Here is a 21674-nt window from a genome sequence, read left to right on the forward strand (position 1 = left end):
ACCTGACGATCCGACGATCTGACCCGAGTCCCGTGCGGAAGGACTGCAGATGACGAACACACAGCCCGAGGTACCCGACCGGAACCTGGCACTCGAACTGGTCCGGGTGACCGAGGCCGCGGCGCTGGCGGCGGGCCGCTGGGTGGGCCGCGGCGACAAGATCGGCGCGGACGGCGCGGCGGTGGGCGCGATGCGCAGGCTGATCAACACGGTCTCGATGAGCGGCGTCGTGGTGATCGGCGAGGGCGAGAAGGACAACGCGCCCATGCTGTTCAACGGCGAGCAGGTCGGCAACGGGGACGGCCCGGAGTGCGACGTGGCCGTGGACCCGATCGACGGCACCACGCTCAACGCCAAGGGCATGCCGAACGCCATCGCGGTGATCGCGCTGGCCGAGCGGCACGCGATGTACGACCCCTCCGCCGTGTTCTACATGGAGAAGCTGGTCGCCGGTCCCGAGGCGGCCGACTCGGTCGACATCACCGCCCCGGTCGCGCACAACATCCAGGCGGTGGCGCGGGCCAAGGGCGGCTCGGCGAGCGAGGTGACGGTCGTCATCCTGGACCGGCCGCGGCATGAGGGCCTGGTGCGCGAGGTGCGCGAGGCCGGCGCGCGGATCAAGTTCATCTCGGACGGCGACGTGGCCGGCGCCATCATGGCGACGCGCCCGGGCACCGGCGTGGACCTGCTGCTCGGCATCGGCGGCACGCCGGAGGGCATCATCGCGGCGACGGCCATCAAGTGCCTCGGCGGCGTGATCCAGGGCCGGCTGTGGCCGAAGGACGACGCGGAGCGGACGAAGGCGATCGACGCCGGGCACGACCTGGACCGGGTGCTGAGCACCGACGATCTGGTCACCGGCGAGAACTGCTTCGTGGCCATCACCGGCATCACGGACGGCGAACTGGTGCGCGGTGTGCACTACCGCTCAGGAGGCGCGGTGACGACCTCTCTTGTCATGCGCTCCAAGAGCGGTACCGTGCGCCGTATCGAGTCGGAGCACCAACTGACGAAGCTGCGTACCTACAGTTCGGTCGATTTCGGGTGAGCTTGCGAACCCGAAGCTAAGGCGACAGCGGATAAACCCACCGAACTGACGCCCGTTCGGACGACCCCGCGGGCGGCCTCGTCACGGCGGTGCTCCCCTGGTGTAAGCAGAGGAGTCGAGCGCCGAGACGGAGGCCGCCCGTGGCTGTCGACCAGGCCCAGCAGGAGGAAACCGGCACTCCGCCGATCGAGGAGAGCCGCCGCAAGGTCATGCTGGTGTTCGCCGGCGTGATGCTGGGCATGTTCCTGGCGGCCCTCGACCAGACGATCGTGGCGACGGCGCTGCCCACGATCGTCGGCGACCTCGGCGGGGCCAACCACCTGTCCTGGGTGGTCACCGCGTACATGCTGGCCTCGACGGCGACCACCCCGCTGTGGGGCAAGCTCGGCGACATGTTCGGGCGCAAGACCGTATTCCAGGTCTGCATCGTGATCTTCCTGATCGGCTCGGTGCTGTGCGGCCAGGCGCACAACATGGTGCAGCTGATCTCCTTCCGCGCGCTGCAGGGCATCGGCGGCGGCGGCCTGATGGTGCTTTCGATGGCGATCATCAGCGACGTGGTGCCGCCCCGGGACCGCGGCAAGTACCAGGGCGTGATCGGCGCCGTGTTCGGCGTCGCGTCGGTGCTCGGACCGCTGCTCGGCGGATTCCTGGTGGACAACCTCTCCTGGCGCTGGGTGTTCTACGTCAACCTGCCGATCGGCGCGATCGCACTGGCCGTCATCTCCGTGGCGCTGACGAAGAAGAACCCCGACCACAAGCCGAAGATCGACTACCTCGGCACGTTCCTGATCGCCGCCGCGTCGGTATGCCTGGTGCTGATCACCAGCCTCGGCGGCAGCACGTGGGCCTGGAGTTCCGCGCCGGTCTACGCCTGCGGGGTCGGCGCGGCCGTGCTGATCGTCCTGTTCATCCTGGTGGAGCGGCGCGCGGCGGAACCGGTGATGCCGCTGAAGCTGTTCCGGAACCGGGTGTTCACGCAGTGCTCGGCGATCGGCTTCGTCGTCGGCCTGTGCATGTTCGGCAGCCTGTCCTACCTGCCGCTGTTCATGCAGGTGGTGAACGGCGATTCGCCCACGGTCTCCGGTCTGCGGCTGCTGCCGATGATGGGCGGTCTGCTGGTCGCCTCGATCGGCACCGGCCAGCTGATCAGCAAGTTCGGCAGGTACAAGATCTATCCGATCGTCGGCACGGTGTGCATGGCGGTCGGCCTGTTCCTGATGTCGCGGATCGACGAACACACGCGGTCCACGACGCTCGGCTGGGACATGGTCGTGTTCGGACTCGGCATCGGGCTCACGATGCAGGTGCTGACGATCGCCACGCAGAACAACGTGGACTACGCGGACCTCGGCGTGGCCACGTCCGGCGTGACCTACTTCCGCTCGATCGGCGGCTCGTTCGGCGCGTCGATCTTCGGCACGGTCCTCAACAACGAACTCTCCAGCAAGGTGAGCACCTCGCTGCACAACGGCGTGCTCGCCAAGGGCTTTCCGGTGCAGCAGATCCTCGGCGACCCGACCGCCGTCAACAAACTGCCGCCCGTGGAGCGCGATCCCTTCCTGCACATCTACGCCACGTCCGTCGCGCACGTCTTCCTGATCGCCTCGCCGATCGCGCTCGTCGGCTTCCTGCTCGCGCTGTTCCTGCGCGAGGTCCCGCTGCGCACCGCGACGCGCTCGACCGACCTGGGCGAGTCCTCCGGGCTGCCGACGTTCCGCACCTCGCTGGCCGAGATCGAGCGCTTCGTCACGAAGCTGTCGAGCCGTCAGAACGTCTGGGAGCGCTACGGACGCGTCATCGAGCGCGCGGACCTGGACATCTCCGTGCCGCACGCGTACGGCCTGTTCCGGCTGCACCACGCCGGGCCGGTGACCGAGGAGCAGATCTGCGCGAGGCTCAAGGCGCCGATCGGCGAGATCCGCCCGAAGATGGAGAAGATGATCAACGCGGGCACCGTGCAACGGGACACGAACGGCGTGCTCACGCTCACTCCGCAGGGTCAGCAGATCATCGACAAGTTGTCCACGGTACGGCTGCAACTGCTGGAGGAGCAGCTCAAGGGCTGGGATCCGGACCAGCATCAGGACCTGATCGCGCTGCTCAAGACGCTGGCCGACAACTCGCTCGAGGCGCCGGACTACAGCCTGATGCGGGGTTAGCTCCGCGGTTCGGATATGGGGCCGGCTGCGCGGTCAGCCGTCGACCACGGCGAGGAACTTCTCGGACCACGGCGAGGGACGCAGGTCGCCGGGCGAGACCTTCACGATCGCGCGGATGCCCCGGGCGTGCAGCACCTCGGGACCGTCCTCGCCCTTCGGGTAGGACAGGCAGCGGAACGAGAACACCGCGCTCGTCCGGCCGCGCCGCTCGAGCGAGACCTCGACGACGAGGTCTCCGCGCTCCAGCGTGAACGGCTGGATGAACTCGATGTCGTACTGCTTGACCACGTTCAGGCCGTCGGACGGGTCGACGTCGGCGAGCGAGTGGTACCAGGCGGTCATCGCGCGCTCGACGTGGATCGCGTAGCGCGCGTTGTGCATCACGCCCACCATGTCGAGCTCGTCGAACCAGATGGTCTCGCGGTGGACGTACAGCGGCTGTGCGCTCATCGGTTCTTGAACCACTTCTTCTTGGGGCGTCTGGCCTCAACGCTACCGAGCAGTGTCAACCCGCGGACATGCACGATCGGCGAGTCGGCGGTGTACGGCTGGTCCTGGCGGAGCTCCATGTTCCGCTCGCCGAGGATCGCGGTGCCCTCGTTGACCACCATGACGCCCTCCGGCACGATCAGTTTCACCTCGCCGAAGATCGACGTCGCCGAGATCGTCAGCTCACGCTGTTCGAGTACGGCCTCGGTCAGGTCCAGTTCGATCGAACCGAAGATCGCCTTCGCGTCCAGGCCGCTGCGCACCAGCCAGCGTCCGCGGCGCTTCTGCTCGCCGAACACGGCCATCACGGAGTCGGTGACGGGCATGTTCGCGAGTGACGCCGGGTCGGATCGAGCCGCGGGCGCGCCGCCCGCGGTCGGCGGGGTGAAGCTCACCGGCAGGTCGGCGACCAGCGGGCGCAGCTCGCCGAGGGTCTTGGCCTGGTACACGCTCTCCAGCCGCTCCGAGTGCTCCTCCGCGTCCAGGCGGCCCTCCGAGAGGGCCTGGCCGAGCAGCGCGGCAACGTGGTCGCGGTCGGCGTCGGAGGCGCGCAGCGCGAGCCTCCGGTCGTCCTGCGGGGCGGGATCCATGGAGAAGGGCGGGGTCACCGGTCCAACTTAGCCGATCGGCGATTTCAGGGATCAGGAGAGCTTGTCCAGCGCCGCCTCGATGTTGTGCACCGCCTCGAGGATGGCCGCCTGCTCGTCGCCGACGCGGATCGCGTCGAGCAGCGTGCGATGGCCGCGTACCAGGTACGGCTCGTGGTCAGCCTGCGCGGCGGCGCTGAGCAGCAGGGCGGAGAGTTCGGCGCTCATCTCCATGTACATCTCGGCGAGCATCGGGTTGTGCGAGGCGAGGACGACGGCCTGGTGGAAGCGCACGTCCGCCTCGACCCACGGCACGCCCCAGGACTCGTCCCAGCGGCCGAGGTCCGCCGCGGCCTTCGCGTGCACGTCGCGCTCGTCCAGCGCGGCTGCCATCGCGACCAGATCCTCATCGGTGCGCCGCTGCGCCGCCAGCCGCGCGCCCTCGACCTCCAGCGCCCGCCGCACCTCCTGCACGTGCCGCTCGGTGACGTTCAGCATCTGACGACGCAGCGCCCCGGCGAGTTCGCTGCGGGACTTCACGTACGTGCCGTCGCCCTGCCGGACCTCGAGCAGCCCGATGTGAGCCAGAGCCTTGATGGCCTCGCGGACGGTGCCGCGGCCGACCTGCAGGCGCTCGACGAGCTCCGACTCCGGCGGGATGCGCTCGCCGACCGGCCATGTGCCCGACGCGATCTGCTCGCGCAGCTGCGCGATGACCTCATCGCACAGCGACCCGCGACGAATCCCCGCCAGCTCGCTCATCGAACTCACCTGCTTCCCTTTGCCCTGCGTGACCGGAACTGTCTCATGAATACCACCGCTAAGACACGGTCATCGCGCGCCTGTCAATACAGTGCCTCGACGGGGCGAGGCCACGTAGAGCCCCACCAGCCCCTGCAGCGCGGTGGACACCACCACGATCAGCAGCGGCACGGTCCAGGAGCCGGTCGCGTCGTGCAGCAGGCCGAAGCCGAGCGGCGCGGCCGAGGCGATCAGGTAGCCGATGGACTGCGCGAACGTGGACAGCGCCGCGGTGCCCTGAGCGGTGCCGCCGCGCACCGGGAAGAGCGCGAGCACCAGCGGGAAGATGGCCATGCCGAAGGAGAAGATGAACGCCCAGAGCCAGACCAGCGAGACCGGAGCGACGATCAGGCCGGTGAAGCCGATCAGGGACGCCAGCGTCAGCCCGATCAGCAGCGGCCGCCGGTCCCGCATCCGCGCACCGAAGTGCGGCACCGCGTAGTTGAGCGGGATGCCGATGAAGAAGATCGTGGACAGCACGACGCCCGCCTTGCCCGCGGACATCCCGGAGTCGGACAGGATCGTCGGCAGCCAGCCCATGATGACGTAGGCACCCATCGACTGCAGGCCGAAGAGCGCGGCCATCGCCCAGGCCAGCCGGCTGTGCGCCAGCTGACGCAGCGGCAGATGCGCGGCGGGCTCGACCGCGGCGGCGTTGGTCGGGTGCGCGGCACGCTGCGGCCGCGCGGCGATCCAGGCGGCGAGGCCGATCACGGCCGGGATCACCCAGACCGCCAGCCCGGCGTCCACGTTGTTCAGGTGGTCGGCGACCGGCACCGAGGCGAGCGCGGCGAACGCGGCGCCGCCCGAGAGCACCATGGCGTACAGGCCGGTGACCGAGCCGACCCGGTCCGGGAAGTACTGCCGCACGACGACCGGCAGCAGCACGTTCGCCAGCGCGATGCCGAGGCCGGCGAGGATGGAGCCGAAGACGAGCGCGGGCGTGTCGTGCAGGCTGTGCACGACCTGTCCGGCCACCAGCGCGCCGACCGCCCAGGTGATCACGGTCCCCGCGGTGAAGCGGCGGGCCAGCCAGGCGCCGGAGATGCCGCCGACCGCGAAGGCCAGCGGCCACACGGCGGTCAGGAAGGACTCGACGCCCGAGCCGAGCCGCAGCGAGCCGTCCAGGCGGTGCAGCAGCGCGCCGGTCGCGGAGACGGAAAGCCGCAGGTTGACGGCGATGAGCACGACGCCGAGCAGGATCAGCGCGGTCCCCTTGGCGCGGTGCTCGGCCGGGGCGGCGGCCTCGCGCTCGACATACACGGGGATGGGTCCGGTGTCGTGCGGAGTCTGCAATATCGCCGTCATGGCCTCGATGATAATACGTATGACGTCTGCTGTCATATGGCCTCCGCCGACGGCGCGCAGCGTGGTCAAGGCCACGCCGGGAACGGCCGGTTCGCCCCGGTGCGCGGGCATAGGCTTTGACCGAGGACGCTGAGGTCTGTCAAGGGTCTATGGAGGCGTAGTAGAAATGCCCGAGTTCGCTTATTCCGACCTGCTGCCGACCGGCCAGGACGAGACCGAGTACCGCCTGCTGACCAGCGAGGGCGTCTCCACGGTCGAGGCGGCCGGCCGCACCTTCCTGCAGGTCGAGCCGGAGGCGCTGCGCCTGCTGACGGCCGAGGCGATGCACGACATCGCGCACTTCCTGCGCACCGACCACCTCAGGCAGCTGGCCTCGATCATGAACGATCCGGAGGCCTCCCCCAACGACCGCTTCGTCGCGCTGGACCTGCTGAAGAACGCGAACATCGCCGCGGCCGGGGTGCTGCCGATGTGCCAGGACACCGGGACCGCGATCGTGATGGGCAAGCGCGGCCAGAACGTGCTGACCGACGGGCACGACGAGGCGCACATCGCCCACGGCGTGTACGACGCGTACACCAAGCTGAACCTGCGCTACTCGCAGATGGCGCCGCTGAACATGTGGGAGGAGAAGAACACCGGCTCCAACCTCCCGGCGCAGATCGAGCTCTACGCCGCCCCGGGCGACGCGTACAAGTTCCTGTTCATGGCCAAGGGCGGCGGTTCGGCGAACAAGTCCTACCTGTATCAGGAGACGAAGGCCATCCTGAACCCGAAGGCGATGCTCGCCTTCCTCGAGCAGAAGATCCGCTCGCTCGGCACGGCCGCCTGCCCGCCGTACCACCTGGCCATCGTGATCGGCGGCACCTCGGCCGAGTTCGCGCTGAAGACCGCGAAGTACGCCTCGGCGCACTACCTCGACGCGCTGCCCACCGAGGGCTCGATGCTGGCGCACGGCTTCCGCGACCGGGAGTTCGAGCAGGAGGTCTTCGAGCTCACCCGGCGCCTCGGCATCGGCGCGCAGTTCGGCGGCAAGTACTTCTGCCACGACGTGCGGGTGATCCGGCTGCCACGGCACGGCGCTTCGCTCCCGGTGGCCATCGCGGTCTCCTGCTCCGCCGACCGTCAGGCCCTCGCGAAGATCACCCCCGAGGGCGTGTTCCTCGAGCAGCTCGAGCGGGACCCGGCGCGCTTCCTGCCGGAGACCACGGACGAGCACCTCGACGACAACGTCGTGCGGATCGACCTGAACCGCCCGATGGCCGAGATCCGCGACGAGCTGTCGAAGTACCCGGTCAAGACGCGCCTGTCGCTGACCGGCACGCTGGTCGTGGCCCGGGACATCGCGCACGCGAAGCTCAAGGAACTGCTGGACTCGGGCAAGCCGCTGCCGGACTACGTCAAGGACCACCCGGTCTACTACGCGGGACCGGCGAAGACCCCGGAGGGCTACGCCTCCGGCTCCTTCGGCCCGACCACCGCGGGCCGGATGGACTCGTACGTCGACCAGTTCCAGGCGGCCGGCGGCTCCTTCGTCATGCTGGCCAAGGGGAACCGCTCCAAGCAGGTCGCCGACGCGTGCAAGGCGCACGGCGGCTTCTACCTCGGCTCGATCGGCGGCCCGGCGGCCCGGCTGGCGCAGGACTGCATCAAGAAGGTCGAAGTGCTCGACTACCCGGAACTCGGCATGGAGGCCGTGTGGCGGATCGAGGTCGAGGACTTCCCGGCCTTCATCGTGGTCGACGACAAGGGCAACGACTTCTTCACCGACCCCGGCGATGACAAGCCCCTGCTGAACATCGGCAAGCGTTCGTAAACTCCGGTTAAAGCCGTGACCCCTGTGCCCCGGAAGTTCTCCGGGGCACTTGTGTTGGTCTAGAGTCCTCGCAACGGGAACGCATCATCACAAAATCGGGGTGTGATATGGGAGATTCGTTCGAAGCCGTGCCTTCGGCGATAGCTCAGCTCGGGGTGCGGTTCGCCGATCAGGCGGGGCAGCTGAACCAGTCCGCGTCCAGTTTCGGCGGCAACGCGCTCCAGATCGCGGACGCTTTCGGCCTTCTCGGCGTGTGCGACGGGGCGATGAAGCAGTACATCAGCATGGCGCAGTCCACGATGCAGGGCTTGGAGCAGCTCGCGGCGCTCTGGGACGAGACCGCGAACCAGCTCGTGGCCCAGGCGGAGCAGTATGAGCTCACCGACGAGGAGAATGCCAGGCAGTTGCACGGGGTCATGCCCGGTGGCGGGTCGGGGGGTGGCCACTGATGGACTGGAACGTCAACGGCGACATCATGAAGGTCCTGGACATGCTGGGCATGCCGATGCCGGGCGGCAACGGCGGTGTGCTGCGGCAGATCGCCCAGGACTGGAACACGATGGCCACCGCGGTGGAGGCGCAGGTCACCGCGCTCGACCAGGCCGTCGCCGCGGTGGTACCGAGCCAGTGGACCGGAGCGGCCTCGGACGGCTTCCATCAGCACTGGCAGACCCAGTCGCAGGAAGTGTCCAAGGGCCTGGCCAACTTCCGCCAGGTGGCCGACTCGCTGGACAAGTACGCGGACACCGTCGACACGATCAACGAGGAGATCCTCAGCATCGCTGAGCAGATCCTGGCCGCGTCGGTCGCGGGCGCGCTGCTCACCATCGTGACCGCGGGCATCTCCGACGCGGTGGCCGCTGCCGCCGACGCGGCCGAGGCGCTCCGGATCACCGAACTGATCGCGAAGTTCACCGAACTCGCCGAGCAGGTCGGCGTCGACATCGAGCGCATGGTCGAGGTCGTCGGCGAGGTGGTGTCGAAGATCAAGTCGATGCTCGAATCGCTCAAGACGATGCTGGAGTCGGTCAAGGCCACCAAGGTGGGCTCGATCGCGCTGAACTTCGCGGGGAACTTCGCCGCGGACTCGGCGGCGAACGCCGGCTCGCAGTACCTGTCCGGGCAGCAGGTCACGCCCATGGCGGACCTGGAGAACGGCGCCCTCGACGCGGCGGGCACGGTCGGCACGGAGGGCCTGCTCGGCAAGGCGGGCCTCGGGAGCAGGACGGTGGCCGGACTGGCCAACGTCGGCGGCGGGATCTTCCAGTCCGAGGCCGGGGGCCTGCTCGGAGTCAACGGCGACTCGGCGTTCGCCAATCCGTTCAGCGGCACGGGTCTATCCACGGACGTCCAGAACCTCGAGGGCGCCGCGGCGGACGGCCTCGGCGGGGCGCACGCGGCCGGCGGCTCTGTCGGGGCGAACACCCGGGCCTTCACGATCACCGACACGCTCGGCAACCTGACGACGGGCACGGAGACCTCGAGCACCAAGCTGAAGCAGCTGCTCGGTTCGCTGAACGGTCCGGACGGCGCGATGCCGGTCGAAGGTCAGTAGCCAATCGTCCATGGCTCCACGTGACGAAGCGGAGAGGCGAGATCGGCGGAGCACGGTGGCGGCGGTGGGCATCCTGATGGTGCTCTTGACCGCCGTCGCCGCGCCGATCCTCGCCCTCTCCGCGGTCTACCTCTCGAATGACGGGGCGAGCCTGAACGCCTTCGACAAGGCTCCGGTCTGCGCCGCGGGTAAGTCGGCCGCCGCATCAACTGCCTCCTGCAAGCAAGAGGTCGAATATCACGTGGCCTCCGAGGACGGCCACGCCGGGCATGATTCGGTGTGGTACCTCTACCTCACGGATTCGTCCGCTGCGCAGACGCGGATCCAACTGGTCTCCGACAAGGGAGTGTGGCCGGCCGCGGACGGCGAGCCGGTGACCGTCACCTCATGGCGCGGCGGAGCCGTATCCGTATCGGACGGTCGGAACACCAGCCCGCTCGTCGGCTCGCCGCTTCGCAGCGGAGACAGCCCGTATCAGGTGCTCTGGATCGTCGGCGCCGTCTACGTGTTCGTCCTTCTGTTCGTCCTCATCCGCCGAGCACCGGGACCGCTCCTGCTCGTCCCGACGGCCATGGCGATCGCCGGAATCGCCTTACGCGGCAGGTTCATCGGCGGGTCGTGGGCAGGTGGTCTTCTGCTCGACTTCTTCGCCGGTTTCCTTCTGCTCATCGTCAGTGCGCTGATCGCGGCACGGCTCCAGCAGCGACGCGGCTAGCGGTAGACGCGGACGTTCGAGCCGCTCCGACATGTCGCCAGCAGCTGTCCGTCCGGGCTGAACGCGAGCGTCTCCACGAAGCAGCTCTTGACGAACGGCACCTTCGCCGCGGCAGGCTCCGACTCGGTGGTCAGATCCCACAGTCCCACTCGGTCGCCGAGGGCGGCGCCGAGCACGCCCTGCGGGCTGAACGCGAGCGCGAACACCGCGTACGCGGTGACCTTCAGCGTTCGGACGACCTGCCACGACGCGCTGTCCCTCAGCTGGATCACGCCCTTCTCCCGGAGCGCGACCGCGAGCAGCCGGCCGTCCGGGCTGAAGGCGAGGGCGCGGGCCAGGAATTCACGCTCGCCGACGGTCTGCGCGACGCTTCCGTCCACCGGATTCACCAGCGCGATCGGATGCGCGCCCTTCTTCTCCTGACCGCCGAGCGCAACGGCCAGCAGCGAGCCGTCCGCGGTGAACGCGAGGTCGTTGACGCCGCCCTCGGGCAACGTCACCGGCCGGACAGCCCCCGACGCGAGGTCGAACAGCCGCACCGAGTTCTTGTCCGCGGCGGCGAGAACCGGCGCGGATGGGTTGAAGGCCAGCCGTCGTACGCTCTCGGAGAATCCGGTCAGCACGTTGACGGACGCTCCGTCGGCCGTCCGCCACAGCCGAACGGTCTTGTCTTGACCGCCGCTGGCCAGCAACTGCCCGTCCGGGCTGGACGCCAGCGCGCTCACCGTCCCCTTGAGCCTGCTCGGCTCGTGGCCGGACAGCGAACCCACCTGCTTGGCCTCGTATGCGTCCCACAGGTCGATGGTGCGGCCGTCGCCGGCGATGGCCAGCAACCTGCTGTCCGCGGCGAAGGCCACGTGCGACGCCATGCCCGCGCGGTTGAACAGGTTCGAGCTCTTGAAATCGTGCACGAACGTCGTGGGGAGGTGGAGCGGCATTGCTCAGCTGTTCCTTTCAGACCGAGTGGCGGGTCGCCGAGAAGGTCGCCAGCCACCAGGCCAGACCTGCGACGACGAGCGCGAACGGCAGCGCGTACACCGGGAAGTGCAGTGCGCCGCCGTTCGACACCGCCGTCAGTGCCCTGATGCTCAGGTCGGCCGGCGAGAACCGCGTTATCAGCAGGCCGAGCGCCAGCAGGCTGGCCAGCAGCACTCCCCAGCCGGTCTCCGGAACGAGCGGCGGCGCCGCCACCGCCCCGGCCGCGCTGCCCAGCAGCACGCAGATCAGCTCGGTGCAGAGCCCGGCCAGCACCTGCGAGGTGTTCCCGCCGGATCCGCCGACCGAGGCGACGATCGCGCCGATCAGCGCGCACAGCAGCGCGTAGCCGGTCGCCGCGGACAGCGCCGTCAGCCGCGCGCGCGCCGGGCCCACCAGCGTGGCCACCACCGCCACGGACTCCGGCGGCTCGACGGTGAGCATGGACCGGGTCATCCACGCGGCCACCGGAACCAGGAACGCCGCGCTGTACGCGAACGCGTCGGAGGTCTTGTCCCCCGCGGCCGAGTCGATCGCCAGCGCGATGCCGTAGAGCAGCACCGGAGCGAGCCAGCGCTGCGAGAAGCCGAAGAGCGTGGCGTGGTAGCGCACGACGGCCAGGGTCTGGGTGCCGGACAGCCGCGGCGCGTCGCCGCCGCGGCCCTTCTGTATCACCGACGCGCTCACGGGTTCTCCCGCCCGCCTTCCACCGTACGCACGGTCCTGACATGGGTGTTCGGATAGGCCGAGAGGACGTCGCGGAGCAGCCGGTCCGAGTGCTCGGCCAGGATCGTCACGCGCAGCGCGCCGTCCGCGAGGGCACGCGGCTGCCCGGGCAGCGGCCAGGGATCCGGGGCGTCCTCGAAGTCGATCACGGCCATCGGCACGGCGAAGTCCGCGGCCGAGGCGGCCAGCAGGACGCCGTCGCGCAGCACGTACGCGGCGGTGGCGTCCTCGGCGAGCCGCTGCGGGTCGTGGTCCACGTACACGACGACGCCGCCGCCGTCGCGCAGTTCCCGGGCCACGGAGTCGAGCTCCGCCTGTCCGGCCGAGTCCAGGCTGGTCCACGCCTCGTCCAGGATCAGCAGCTCGGGCTCGCCGAGCAGCGCCTGCACGATCGCCACCTTCTGCGCCGTGCCGCGCGACAGGTCGCCGATCCGGTGCTTGCGGTAGCCGGCCGCCTCGAAGCGCTCGAGCCCGGCCTGCAGCCGCGCCTCGGACTCACCCGATGTCAGGCCCTGGATACGGCCGAGATGGGCGAGATAGTCCTGCACCTTGAACGGCAGCGCGGGCAGCTGTCCCGGCACGTACGCGGTCCGGTCCGGCCGGTCGGTCACCCGGCCGCGGCCCGGCCGGTGCGCGCCGGCGACGATGCGCAGCAGCGTGGACTTGCCGCTGCCGTTGTAACCCCCGATCCGAATCAGCGCGCCGGGGGCCAGATCGAGGTCGACCTTCTCCAGCACCCACGGCGCGCGCCGGCTGTAGCGGTATCCGACACCGGTCAGCAGCATGCGCCCACAATAGCGAGCCGCGCGCTACAGATCAGACACAGTTCGGGCCGCGATCGGGCCGCGATCAGCCATAAGCCCGCCATAAGGCGGCGATCAGATCGAGAGGTCCTCCAGCATCTCGGTGACCAGAGCCGCGATCGGCGAGCGCTCGGACCGGGTCAGGGTCACGTGCGCGAACAGCGGGTGCCCCTTGAGCTTCTCGATCACCGAGACCACGCCGTCGTGCCGGCCCACCCGCAGGTTGTCCCGCTGGGCCACGTCGTGGGTGAGCACGACGCGCGAGCCGCTGCCGATCCGGGAGAGCACCGTCAGCAGGACATTGCGTTCCAGCGACTGCGCCTCGTCCACGATCACGAAGGAGTCGTGCAGCGAACGGCCGCGGATGTGCGTGAGCGGGAGCACCTCGAGCATGCCGCGGTCCACGACCTCGTCGATGACCTCGGAGGTGGTGAGCGCGGAGAGGGTGTCGAAGACGGCCTGGCCCCAGGGCGTCATCTTCTCGCCCTCGGTGCCCGGCAGGTAGCCGAGATCCTGGCCGCCCACCGCGTACAGCGGCCGGAAGACGACCACCTTGCGGTGCTGCCGGCGCTCCATCACCGACTCGAGGCCCGCGCACAGCGCCAGCGCCGACTTTCCGGTGCCCGCGCGGCCGCCCAGCGAGACGATGCCGATCTCCTGGTCGAGCAGCAGGTCGAGCGCGATCCGCTGCTCGGCGGAGCGGCCGTGCAGCCCGAAGGCCTCACGGTCGCCGCGCACCAGGCGCACCTGCTTGTCCGGGGTGATCCGGCCGAGCGCCTTGCCGCGCTCGGAGACCAGCACCAGGCCGGTGTGGCAGGGCAGCTCGGCGTCCTGCGGCAGCTCGATCCGTCCGTGCTCGAACAGCTCGTCGACCTGGTCGCCGCCGAGGTCCACCTCGGCCATGCCGGTGTATCCGGTGGTGATGGCCAGTTCGGCGCGGTACTCCTCGGCGGGCAGCCCCACGGCGGCGGCCTTCACCCGCAGCGGCAGGTCCTTGGACACGAGCACAACGTCCGCGCCCTCGGCGGACAGGGCCTTGGCCACCGCCAAGATCCTGACATCATTCTCCGAGCCCTGCTGCGGACGGAAGCCCGGCGGCAGCACCGAGATGTCCGAGTGGTTGAGCTCGACCCGCAGCGTCCCTCCGGCGTCGCCGATCGGCAGCGGCTGGTCCAGCCGGCCGTGTGCGACGCGCATCTCATCCAGCATGCGCAGCGAGGCGCGGGCGAAATAACCGAGTTCCGGATGTTGGCGCTTGCCCTCGAGTTCGCTCACCACCACGAGCGGGATGACGACCTCGTGCTCCTCGAAGCGGGTCACCGCGGTGGGGTCGGCCAGCAGAACGCTGGTGTCCAGGACGTAAGTGCGCCGATCAGATGTGGCCACTAGTGCTCCGGCTCTGTATGGCGTATCCCTGGGCGGACACGCCCTTACCAGGGCTTTACCCCATCCGGGGGAGCGAAAAACGGCAGCATAAGGCCATCAGGGACTTACGCTCCGTAGCGACGCTGGCGGTGCGCGTAGTCCCGCAGCGCGCGCAGGAAGTCGATCCTGCGGAAGGCGGGCCAGTAGGCCTCGCAGAAGTAGAACTCGGAGTGCGCGGACTGCCAGAGCATGAAGCCGGACAGCCGCTGCTCGCCGGAGGTGCGGATGATCAGGTCCGGTTCCGGCTGGCCCGCGGTGTAGAGGTGCTCAGTAATATGTTCGACGTCGATGATCTCCGCGAGCTCCTCGATCGAGGTGCCGCGGTCGGCGTGCTCGCACAGCAGCGAGCGGACCGCGTCGGCGATCTCCTTGCGGCCGCCGTAGCAGATCGCGGCGTTGACCACGAGGCCCGGGTTCTCCGTCGTGGCCGCGGTGATCTCCTTGAGGCTGCGGGAGAAGTCACCCGGCATCAGATCCAGCGCGCCGACCGTGCGGATGCGCCAGCGGCCGGTCTCGGCGAGGCTGCGCACCGCGCCCTCGATGATCCGCAGCAGGTCCTCGACCTCGTCCTCGGGCCGATTGAGGTTGTCGGTGGAGAACAGCCACAGGGTGACGACCTCGACCCCGGCCTCCTCGCACCACTGCAGCAGGTCGTGGATCCTGTCGGCGCCGCGCTGGTGGCCGGTGGCGATCTGCTCGCCGACCGCCTTGGCCCAGCGCCGGTTGCCGTCCATGATGACGCCGATGTGCCGTGGGCGGCGCCGCGGCTCGATCCGCGCGGCGAGCCGTCGCTCGTAGGCGCCATAGGCCAGGTCGCGCAATCCCATGCTCCGCCGCACTGCCTCTCGCCGCCGATCGCCGTGTGAACTGTGAACTCCGCGCCCCCGCTGCGACAAAACCCTATCCCGCGACACAGCCGCCCCGGGTTAAACGGACCCGGGGCGGCTGTGAGGATGTAGTGAAGATCTCTTCGGAGCGCGCTGACCACTCCTTACGGCGTAGCGCCGAGGACGCTGTCAGCCCAGGCGGGTGACCAGATCCTGGTGCTCCTGCCACAGCTCACGCGGCAGGTGGCCGCCGAAGCGGTCGAAGTGCGCGGGGATCAGATCGGCCTCGCGCCGCCAGGTCTCCGCGTCCACGCCGAGCAGCTCGTCCAGCTTGGCCGGGGCGAGGTCCAGGCCCGCGAGGTCCAGGTCCTCCGGACGCGGCACGACGCCGATCGGCGTCTCCTCGCCGTCCGCCTTGCCCTCGAGCCGCTCGATGATCCACTTGAGCACGCGGCTGTTCTCGCCGAAGCCCGGCCACAGGAAGGAGCCGTCCGCGCCCTTGCGGAACCAGTTCACGTAGTAGATCTTCGGCAGCTTGTCCGCGTCGGCCTTCTCGCCGACCTCCAGCCAGTGCGCGAAGTAGTCGCCCATGTTGTAGCCGCAGAACGGCAGCATCGCGAACGGGTCGTAGCGCAGCTCGCCGACCGTGCCCTCGGCCGCCGCGGTCTTCTCCGAGGCCACGTTGGCGCCGAGGAACACGCCGTGCCGCCAGGACTTCGACTCGGTGACCAGCGGGACCGCGGTGGCGCGCCGTCCGCCGAACAGGATCGCCGAGATCGGCACGCCCTTCGGGTCCTCCCACTCGGAGGCGATGGTCGGGCACTGCCCCGCCGGAACGCAGAAGCGCGAGTTCGGGTGCGCCGCCGGGGTCTCGGACGCCGGGGTCCAGTCGTTGCCGCGCCAGTCGGTCAGATGCGCGGGCTTCTCCTCGGTCAGGCCCTCCCACCACACGTCGCCGTCATCGGTCAGCGCGACGTTGGTGTAGATGGCGTTGGCGTCCAGGGTGGCGATCGCGTTGGCGTTGGTCGAGGCGCCGGTGCCCGGGGCGACGCCGAAGAACCCGGCCTCCGGGTTGATCGCGTAGAGCCGGCCGTCCGCGCCGAAGCGCATCCAGGCGATGTCGTCGCCGACGGTCTCGACCTTCCAGCCGGGGATGGTCGGGGTGAGCATCGCCAGGTTGGTCTTGCCGCAGGCCGAGGGGAACGCGGCGGTGATGTACTTCGCCTCGCCGGCCGGCGGGGTCAGCTTGAGGATCAGCATGTGCTCGGCGAGCCAGCCCTCGTCGCGGGCCATCACCGAGGCGATGCGCAGCGCGTAGCACTTCTTGCCGAGCAGCGCGTTGCCGCCGTAGCCGGAGCCGAAGGACCAGATCTCCCGGTCCTCCGGGAAGTGGGTGATGTACTTCGTCGGGTTGCAGGGCCACGGCACGTCCGCCTGGCCCGGCTCGAGCGGCGCGCCGACCGTGTGCACCGCCTTCACGAACTCGCCGTCGGCGCCGAGCTCGTCGAGCACCGCCTGACCCATCCGGGTCATCACCCGCATGGACAGCGCGACGTAGGCCGAATCGGTGATCTCCACGCCGAGGGCGGCGAGCGGCGAGCCGATCGGGCCCATCGAGAACGGCACGACGTACATCGTGCGGCCGCGCATCGAGCCCGCGAACAGGCCCTTCAGCGTCGCGCGCATCTCGGCGGGCGCGGTCCAGTGGTTGGTCGGACCGGCGTCCTCCTCGCGCTCGGAGCATATGAAGGTCCGGTCCTCGACGCGCGCCACGTCGGAGGGGTCGGAGGCGGCGTAGTAGGAGTTGGGCCGCTTGGCCGGGTTGAGGCGCTTGAGGGTGCCCGCCTCGACGAGCTGCCCGGTCAGCCGGGTCCACTCCTCGTCGGAGCCGTCGCACCACACGACGCTCTCCGGCTGGCTGAGGCTGGCGATCTCGTCGACCCAGGCGATCAGGCCGGCATGCGTGGTCGGTGGGGCTGTCACCGCGAACGTCATCGTCGCACTCCAAGGGTCACGCCGGGGGTCCGCACCACCCGGGCGCTGATTGAGGGTGCTTTGGACTATAACCACGCCGTCCCGAATGGTGGATAGTGCCGAAAGGCCCTTTGGCAAACCTACGGTTCCGTAAGTTACTCTGGCGCCGGGGCCGTTCAACGGCCCGCGGCATCTGAAATGTCCTAGTATCCAGGTACTTCTGGTCCATGCGGAACCGGGCCACCGACGACAGGGTGTGACCAATCTCATGACTCGAAGTGATCAGAGCAGGTGCGGCCTGTGACCGAGCTAACGCCGGTAACGGGTGTGTCCTCCGCCACAGCCATACTCAAACCGAAGCTGCGCGGCTGGCTGCACGCGGCCACCTTCCCGCTCGCGCTGGCCGCCGGGATCGTGCTGATCTGCCTGGCCCCGACCACCGGCGCGGCCGTCGCGTGCACCGTGTTCGCGGTCTCGTCCTGGCTGCTGTTCGGGGTGAGCGGCGTCTACCACACGGTCAACTGGAACCCGCGGGTCAAGGCGGTGCTGCGCCGCTTCGACCACACGAACATCTTCCTGATCATCGCCGGCACCTACACCCCGATCTCGGTGACGCTGCTCAGCCGCGGGTCGGCGGAACTGCTGCTCATCCTGGTCTGGAGCGGCGCGCTGATCGGCATCGGCTCCCGGATGTTCTGGCTGACCGCGCCGCGCTGGGTGTACGTCCTCTGCTATATCGCGCTCGGCTGGGCGGCGGTGTTCTACATGCCGCAACTGCTGCACACCGGCGGCGTCGCGGTCGTCACCCTGATCGCGATCGGCGGCGTGCTGTACTCGGTCGGCGCGGTGTTCTACGGGCTGAAGAAGCCCAACTTCTCGCCGCAGTGGTTCGGCTTCCACGAGCTGTTCCACTCGTTCACCATCGCGGCGTTCTGCTGCCACTACATCGCCGTCGCCATCGCCGTGCTGTCCAGGACGCCCGCTGCCGGATGAGCGGCTGGCGGGTGAGCGGCTGCCGGTCGAGCCGCTGCCGGGTGAGCGTCTACCGGCTGAACGGCTGCCGGTCGAGCGGCTTCCGGGTGCGCGTCTACCGGCTGAGCCGCCGCCGGATGCGCATCGCATCTACCGGGTGAGCCGCTCCGGTTGAGCATCTACCGTGTGAGCAGCATCTCGGCCACCGCCAGACCGTAGCCCGCGAACCGCGGAGCCTGCGAGGCCAGCGCGCGCGAGGCCGCCAGGGCCGAGTGGGCGTCCTCGAACACCGTGTCCGAGCTGGTGGCCAGCGCGAACGCGGCGAACGCGGCCGCCGCGGCGGACGTGCCGGACGGGCTGGCGTTGTCGGTCGGATCGCTCGGCCGGAAGTAGAGCGGCGCGGCGTCGGCGGCGGTGTCGTAAAGCCCGCCGTCCGAGCGGAACTGCTCGCGGATCGTGTCGAGCAGCGTCTCCGCGTGCCCGAGCCAGGACCTTTCGCCGGTGGCGGTGGACAGCGCGACGAACGCCTCGGCGACGCATCCGTAGTCCTCCAGCACGCCCGGGTTCTCGGAGGCCTTTCCGTCCCGGGACGTCCGCACGAGCCGTCCGTCCGCGAGATGGATGTCGACGAGCAGCTGCGCGCAGCGGACGGCCGCGCTTAGCAGGTCGGAACGCCCGAGCGCGACGGAGGCTTCGGCGAGCGCCGAGATGGCCAGCCCGTTCCACGAGGCGACGATCTTGTCGTCCCGCCCCGGCTGCGGCCGCTGCGCCCGCGCCACGCGAAGCTTCGCCGCGACACGCTTCACGTCGTCGGGGTTCCTCGCCTCGCCGGTCGGCTCCGCCGCCAGCCGCAGGACCGACTTCCCGTCCTCGAAGTTGCCTTCCTTCGTCACCTCGTACACCGCCGCAGCGATCTTGGCGTCCTCCGCCCCCAGCACGTCGACCAGCTGCTGGTAGGTCCACGCGTAGGTGAGCCCCTCGACCCCGTCCGTGTCCGCGTCGAGCGCCGACGCGAACCCGCCGGACGCCGTCCCCAGCTCACGGATCATGAACCCCGCGGTCTCCTCCGCGATCCGCCGATAGAGCGGCGACGGCGAGGTCCGCCACAGATATGCATACGTTCTTAATAGCAGCGCATTGTCGTACAACATCTTCTCGAAGTGCGGAACCGTCCACGTCGCGTCGACCGCGTACCGCGAGAACCCGCCGCCGAGCTGGTCGTAGATGCCGCCGCGGGCCATCGCGTTGCACGTCTGTGCGACCATCGCGAGCGCCGCCGCCGACTCGGTGCGCGCGTGATGCCGCAGCAGTTGCAGCAGCGTCATCGCCGGCGGGAACTTCGGCGCGCCGCCGAAACCCGCGCCGACCCCGCCGTTCTCCGAGTCAGACGAGTACTCCGCGGCGAGCCGCTCCACCGCGCCGTCCAACTCCGCCGCGGACGGCGCCCCGACGTCCTTCCGTCGCCCGCCAACCGGCACCGCCAGCTCCGCCATCCGGGCCGCCACCGCGGCCCCGACCTGCGTCACCTCGTCCCGCCGCCCCGCCCACGCGGCAGCCACCTTGGCCAGCACCTGCAGGAACCCCGGCACCGACCCCCGCGACCGCGGCGGGAAGTACGTCCCGCAGAAGAACGGCCGCCCCAGGTGATCCGCGAACACGGTCATCGGCCACCCGCCGTGCCCCGTCATCGCCTGCGTCGCCGTCATATAAACGGCATCGACGTCCGGCCGCTCCTCGCGGTCCACCTTCACGCAGACGAAGCCCGCGTTCATCGCCGAGGCGGTCGTCGGATCCGAGAAGCTCTCGTGCGCCATCACATGGCACCAGTGACACGCGGCATAGCCGACCGAGAGCAGAATCGGGCGGTTGGTGTTTTTGGCCTCTGCCAGCGCCTGCGGGCTCCACTCCCACCAGTCGACCGGATTATGGGCGTGCTGAAGCAGATAAGGCGAGGTCGCGCCGGCGAGGCGGTTGGTATGCGCGGGATGTGCGGACGGTGACGCCATCGGGCTAGCCTAGCGCGGCGGGACCCGGACGCAACCAGTTGGGCACGGCGGCGTTGTCAGCCGTCGGACCGCCGATCAAACGCCGACCGGAGAACCCATGAGCAAAAAGTCGATAAAACGCAGCGCCAAGTCACTGGCGACGGACATGTTCGCTGCGGCCGCCACCGCGGCGGCGGAGGTGGCGTTCGCGCGTGCGCGCAGGAAAACCGGCGGCAAGGCCAAGCCGGCTGGCAAGACGAAAGCGACGAAGAAAAAACCCGCACGCGCCGCGGCCAAACGGAAATCCGCCGCCAAACGCAAAAAGCGCTGACCGCCGTCGCGTCTATTGCTTGTTGTGGGAGCCGCGTTGGGCCATCGCCAGTTCGAGCGGCTTGCGGGCGGCCTTCGATGACGATTTGGCCGGCTCGCGCTTGGCGTCCTTGACCGGCCTCACGGGATGCGTGCGTGCCGCCAGTTGCACGACGCGCCTGGTGTGCTCGGCATTCGCGATCTTGGTGGTGGCAGTCTTAATGTCAATCTTAACGACGTTCGTGGCCGCAACCTTGGTGGCGTGTCCGTTCGGGATGTCGGCTTTGGCTAACGTGCGCGGCGATGCGCGCGGCACCGGAATTTGCTTCGGCCCGTTCCAGGCAAATAAGCCAGCGGCCTCCTGACAGGGCGCGTGACGCGGCAGCCGCATGTCCGGACTGCCGCCGCCGGCGAACTTGGCGCTGTTCTGCGCTTTTGTCTTCCAGCTATCCGCCGCCCGCCCGGTGATGGTCTTGACGTAGCCTTCGGTTTCCTGCGGCAATTTGCTTTTCTTGGTGAGCCAGTCGGCGATGCGGTTGGGGCCGGCATTGTAGGCGGCGGCCGCGAGACCGAGATTGCCGAATTGCTGAAACAGATTGTGCAGCAGGCGCGCCGATGCCGGAATGGCCTGGAGCGGATCGAACGGATTATCGAGCCCCATGTCGGCGGCGGTGTCGGGCATGAACTGGGCGACGCCTTGCGCGCCGGCGCGGCTCACCACGCCGGGCTTGAACCGGCTTTCCTGAAACAGCAGGCGGATGAAAAACGGCGCAGGAAGATTGTTGGATTGCGCGGCTTTCGTCAGCGTGTCGCAGACTTCCTGTCGCGAGCGATAAATCACCGGCTTCGCCGGCGGATCGGGAGGCGGCACCGGCGCAACGGCCTGTGCATTCTCTTGAATCTCTTTGGTATCGAGCCGGTCGGCCTGCGGCGCGACATCGATCTGGATATCGGTCTGCGGCGGAACCTCGATCGGCGCGTTGGATGCGATTGGGCTGGCGCTAAAGAGCGCGTCGGGCACGTCGGTTTTTTCGATGATCGAGGTGCCGGCAAGTTCGCTGAGGTGCGCGTCGGCGCCAACCGTCGCGGGACAAGCCATCAGGCACAAGCACGCCGGAACAAAAAGCCGTTTCAGCATGCGCGCATGTCCGCCGCCGTGGTTCGAGGTCAAAAAGGAAATAGCCCCTTCGCGACTCG

Annotated in this window: 20 protein-coding genes; 8 read left to right on the plus strand and 12 right to left on the minus strand. The window is 69.1% G+C overall.

The features are described 5' to 3' along the window. The first annotated feature begins 49 nt into the window (after positions 1–49). Both glpX and VG296_RS32340 read left to right on the plus strand, forming a co-directional pair. On the plus strand, positions 50–1048 hold the full coding sequence (gene glpX / locus VG296_RS32335) for a class II fructose-bisphosphatase (protein ID WP_325572326.1): 999 nt from the start codon (positions 50–52) through the stop codon (positions 1046–1048). A gap of 140 nt (positions 1049–1188) precedes the next feature. Beyond that, positions 1189–3210, plus strand: coding sequence for an MFS transporter (locus VG296_RS32340; RefSeq protein ID WP_325572328.1), 2022 nt, complete (start codon positions 1189–1191; stop codon positions 3208–3210). A gap of 33 nt (positions 3211–3243) precedes the next feature. On the opposite strand, the gene VG296_RS32345 is transcribed toward VG296_RS32340, so the two are convergent. From VG296_RS32345 to VG296_RS32360, 4 genes are all read right to left on the minus strand, one after another. Then, on the minus strand, positions 3244–3660 hold the full coding sequence (locus tag VG296_RS32345; RefSeq protein ID WP_325572330.1) for an acyl-CoA thioesterase: 417 nt from the start codon (positions 3658–3660) through the stop codon (positions 3244–3246). After that, positions 3657–4307 carry a DUF1707 SHOCT-like domain-containing protein gene (locus VG296_RS32350; protein ID WP_325572332.1) on the minus strand — a complete coding sequence of 217 codons (651 nt, stop codon included), beginning with the start codon at positions 4305–4307 and terminating at the stop codon, positions 3657–3659. Before VG296_RS32350 ends, VG296_RS32345 begins: the two co-directional genes overlap by 4 nt. Before the next feature lie 33 nt (positions 4308–4340). Beyond that, entirely contained in the window at positions 4341–5048 is a 708-nt protein-coding gene (locus VG296_RS32355; protein WP_325572334.1) for a FadR/GntR family transcriptional regulator, read from the minus strand. Between the two features lie 69 nt (positions 5049–5117). Then, positions 5118–6395 (minus strand): MFS transporter, encoded by a 1278-nt coding sequence (locus VG296_RS32360; protein ID WP_325572336.1) that lies wholly within the window; start codon positions 6393–6395, stop codon positions 5118–5120. A gap of 166 nt (positions 6396–6561) precedes the next feature. Here VG296_RS32360 and VG296_RS32365 point away from each other — a divergent pair, with 166 nt between their 5' ends. The 4 genes from VG296_RS32365 (at position 6562) to VG296_RS32380 (ending at position 10481) form a co-directional block, all read left to right on the plus strand. Beyond that, positions 6562–8211 carry a fumarate hydratase gene (locus VG296_RS32365; protein WP_325572338.1) on the plus strand — a complete coding sequence of 550 codons (1650 nt, stop codon included), beginning with the start codon at positions 6562–6564 and terminating at the stop codon, positions 8209–8211. Between the two features lie 128 nt (positions 8212–8339). After that, positions 8340–8660 (plus strand): hypothetical protein, encoded by a 321-nt coding sequence (locus tag VG296_RS32370; RefSeq protein WP_325572340.1) that lies wholly within the window; start codon positions 8340–8342, stop codon positions 8658–8660. After that, positions 8660–9766: a WXG100 family type VII secretion target gene (locus VG296_RS32375; protein WP_325572342.1), complete on the plus strand. Its 1107-nt coding sequence runs from the start codon at positions 8660–8662 to the stop codon at positions 9764–9766. Before VG296_RS32370 ends, VG296_RS32375 begins: the two co-directional genes overlap by 1 nt. A gap of 64 nt (positions 9767–9830) precedes the next feature. Beyond that, entirely contained in the window at positions 9831–10481 is a 651-nt protein-coding gene (locus VG296_RS32380) for a hypothetical protein (RefSeq protein WP_325572344.1), read from the plus strand. Here VG296_RS32380 and VG296_RS32385 read toward each other — a convergent pair. The 6 genes from VG296_RS32385 to VG296_RS32410 form a co-directional block, all read right to left on the minus strand. After that, positions 10478–11419, minus strand: coding sequence for a hypothetical protein (locus VG296_RS32385; protein WP_325572346.1), 942 nt, complete (start codon positions 11417–11419; stop codon positions 10478–10480). The genes VG296_RS32380 and VG296_RS32385 overlap by 4 nt on opposite strands. Positions 11420–11435: 16 nt before the next feature. Then, positions 11436–12143: a hypothetical protein gene (locus VG296_RS32390; protein WP_325572348.1), complete on the minus strand. Its 708-nt coding sequence runs from the start codon at positions 12141–12143 to the stop codon at positions 11436–11438. Continuing rightward, a complete protein-coding gene (locus VG296_RS32395; protein WP_325572350.1) occupies positions 12140–12967 on the minus strand; it encodes an ATP-binding cassette domain-containing protein in 828 nt (275 codons plus the stop codon). Before VG296_RS32395 ends, VG296_RS32390 begins: the two co-directional genes overlap by 4 nt. Before the next feature lie 93 nt (positions 12968–13060). Next, positions 13061–14371, minus strand: coding sequence for a PhoH family protein (locus VG296_RS32400; RefSeq protein ID WP_325572352.1), 1311 nt, complete (start codon positions 14369–14371; stop codon positions 13061–13063). A gap of 104 nt (positions 14372–14475) precedes the next feature. Continuing rightward, positions 14476–15237 (minus strand): isoprenyl transferase, encoded by a 762-nt coding sequence (locus VG296_RS32405; protein ID WP_325572354.1) that lies wholly within the window; start codon positions 15235–15237, stop codon positions 14476–14478. Between the two features lie 189 nt (positions 15238–15426). Then, a complete protein-coding gene (locus VG296_RS32410) occupies positions 15427–17232 on the minus strand; it encodes a phosphoenolpyruvate carboxykinase (GTP) (RefSeq protein WP_325572356.1) in 1806 nt (601 codons plus the stop codon). A 306-nt stretch (positions 17233–17538) separates the two neighbouring features. Here VG296_RS32410 and trhA point away from each other — a divergent pair, with 306 nt between their 5' ends. Next, the gene (trhA, locus tag VG296_RS32415; RefSeq protein WP_325572358.1) at positions 17539–18204 is read left to right on the plus strand and encodes a PAQR family membrane homeostasis protein TrhA; all 666 of its coding nucleotides are present in this window, start codon (positions 17539–17541) and stop codon (positions 18202–18204) included. Between the two features lie 158 nt (positions 18205–18362). Here trhA and VG296_RS32420 read toward each other — a convergent pair whose 3' ends face one another. Further along, complete coding sequence (locus VG296_RS32420; protein ID WP_325572360.1) at positions 18363–20189, minus strand: thioredoxin domain-containing protein; 1827 nt, start codon at positions 20187–20189, stop codon at positions 18363–18365. 97 nt (positions 20190–20286) lie between these two features. On the opposite strand from VG296_RS32420, the gene VG296_RS32425 reads away from it, so the two are divergent. Continuing rightward, positions 20287–20499, plus strand: coding sequence for a hypothetical protein (locus tag VG296_RS32425; RefSeq protein ID WP_325572362.1), 213 nt, complete (start codon positions 20287–20289; stop codon positions 20497–20499). Positions 20500–20511: 12 nt separating this feature from the next. On the opposite strand, the gene VG296_RS32430 is transcribed toward VG296_RS32425, so the two are convergent. Then, positions 20512–21674, minus strand: a 1163-nt coding sequence (locus VG296_RS32430) for a lytic transglycosylase domain-containing protein (RefSeq protein WP_325572363.1), incomplete at its 5' end; no start/stop codon positions are given.

This window comes from Actinospica sp., from assembly GCF_035552695.1.
In the GTDB taxonomy this organism is placed as follows: domain Bacteria; phylum Actinomycetota; class Actinomycetes; order Streptomycetales; family Catenulisporaceae; genus Actinospica.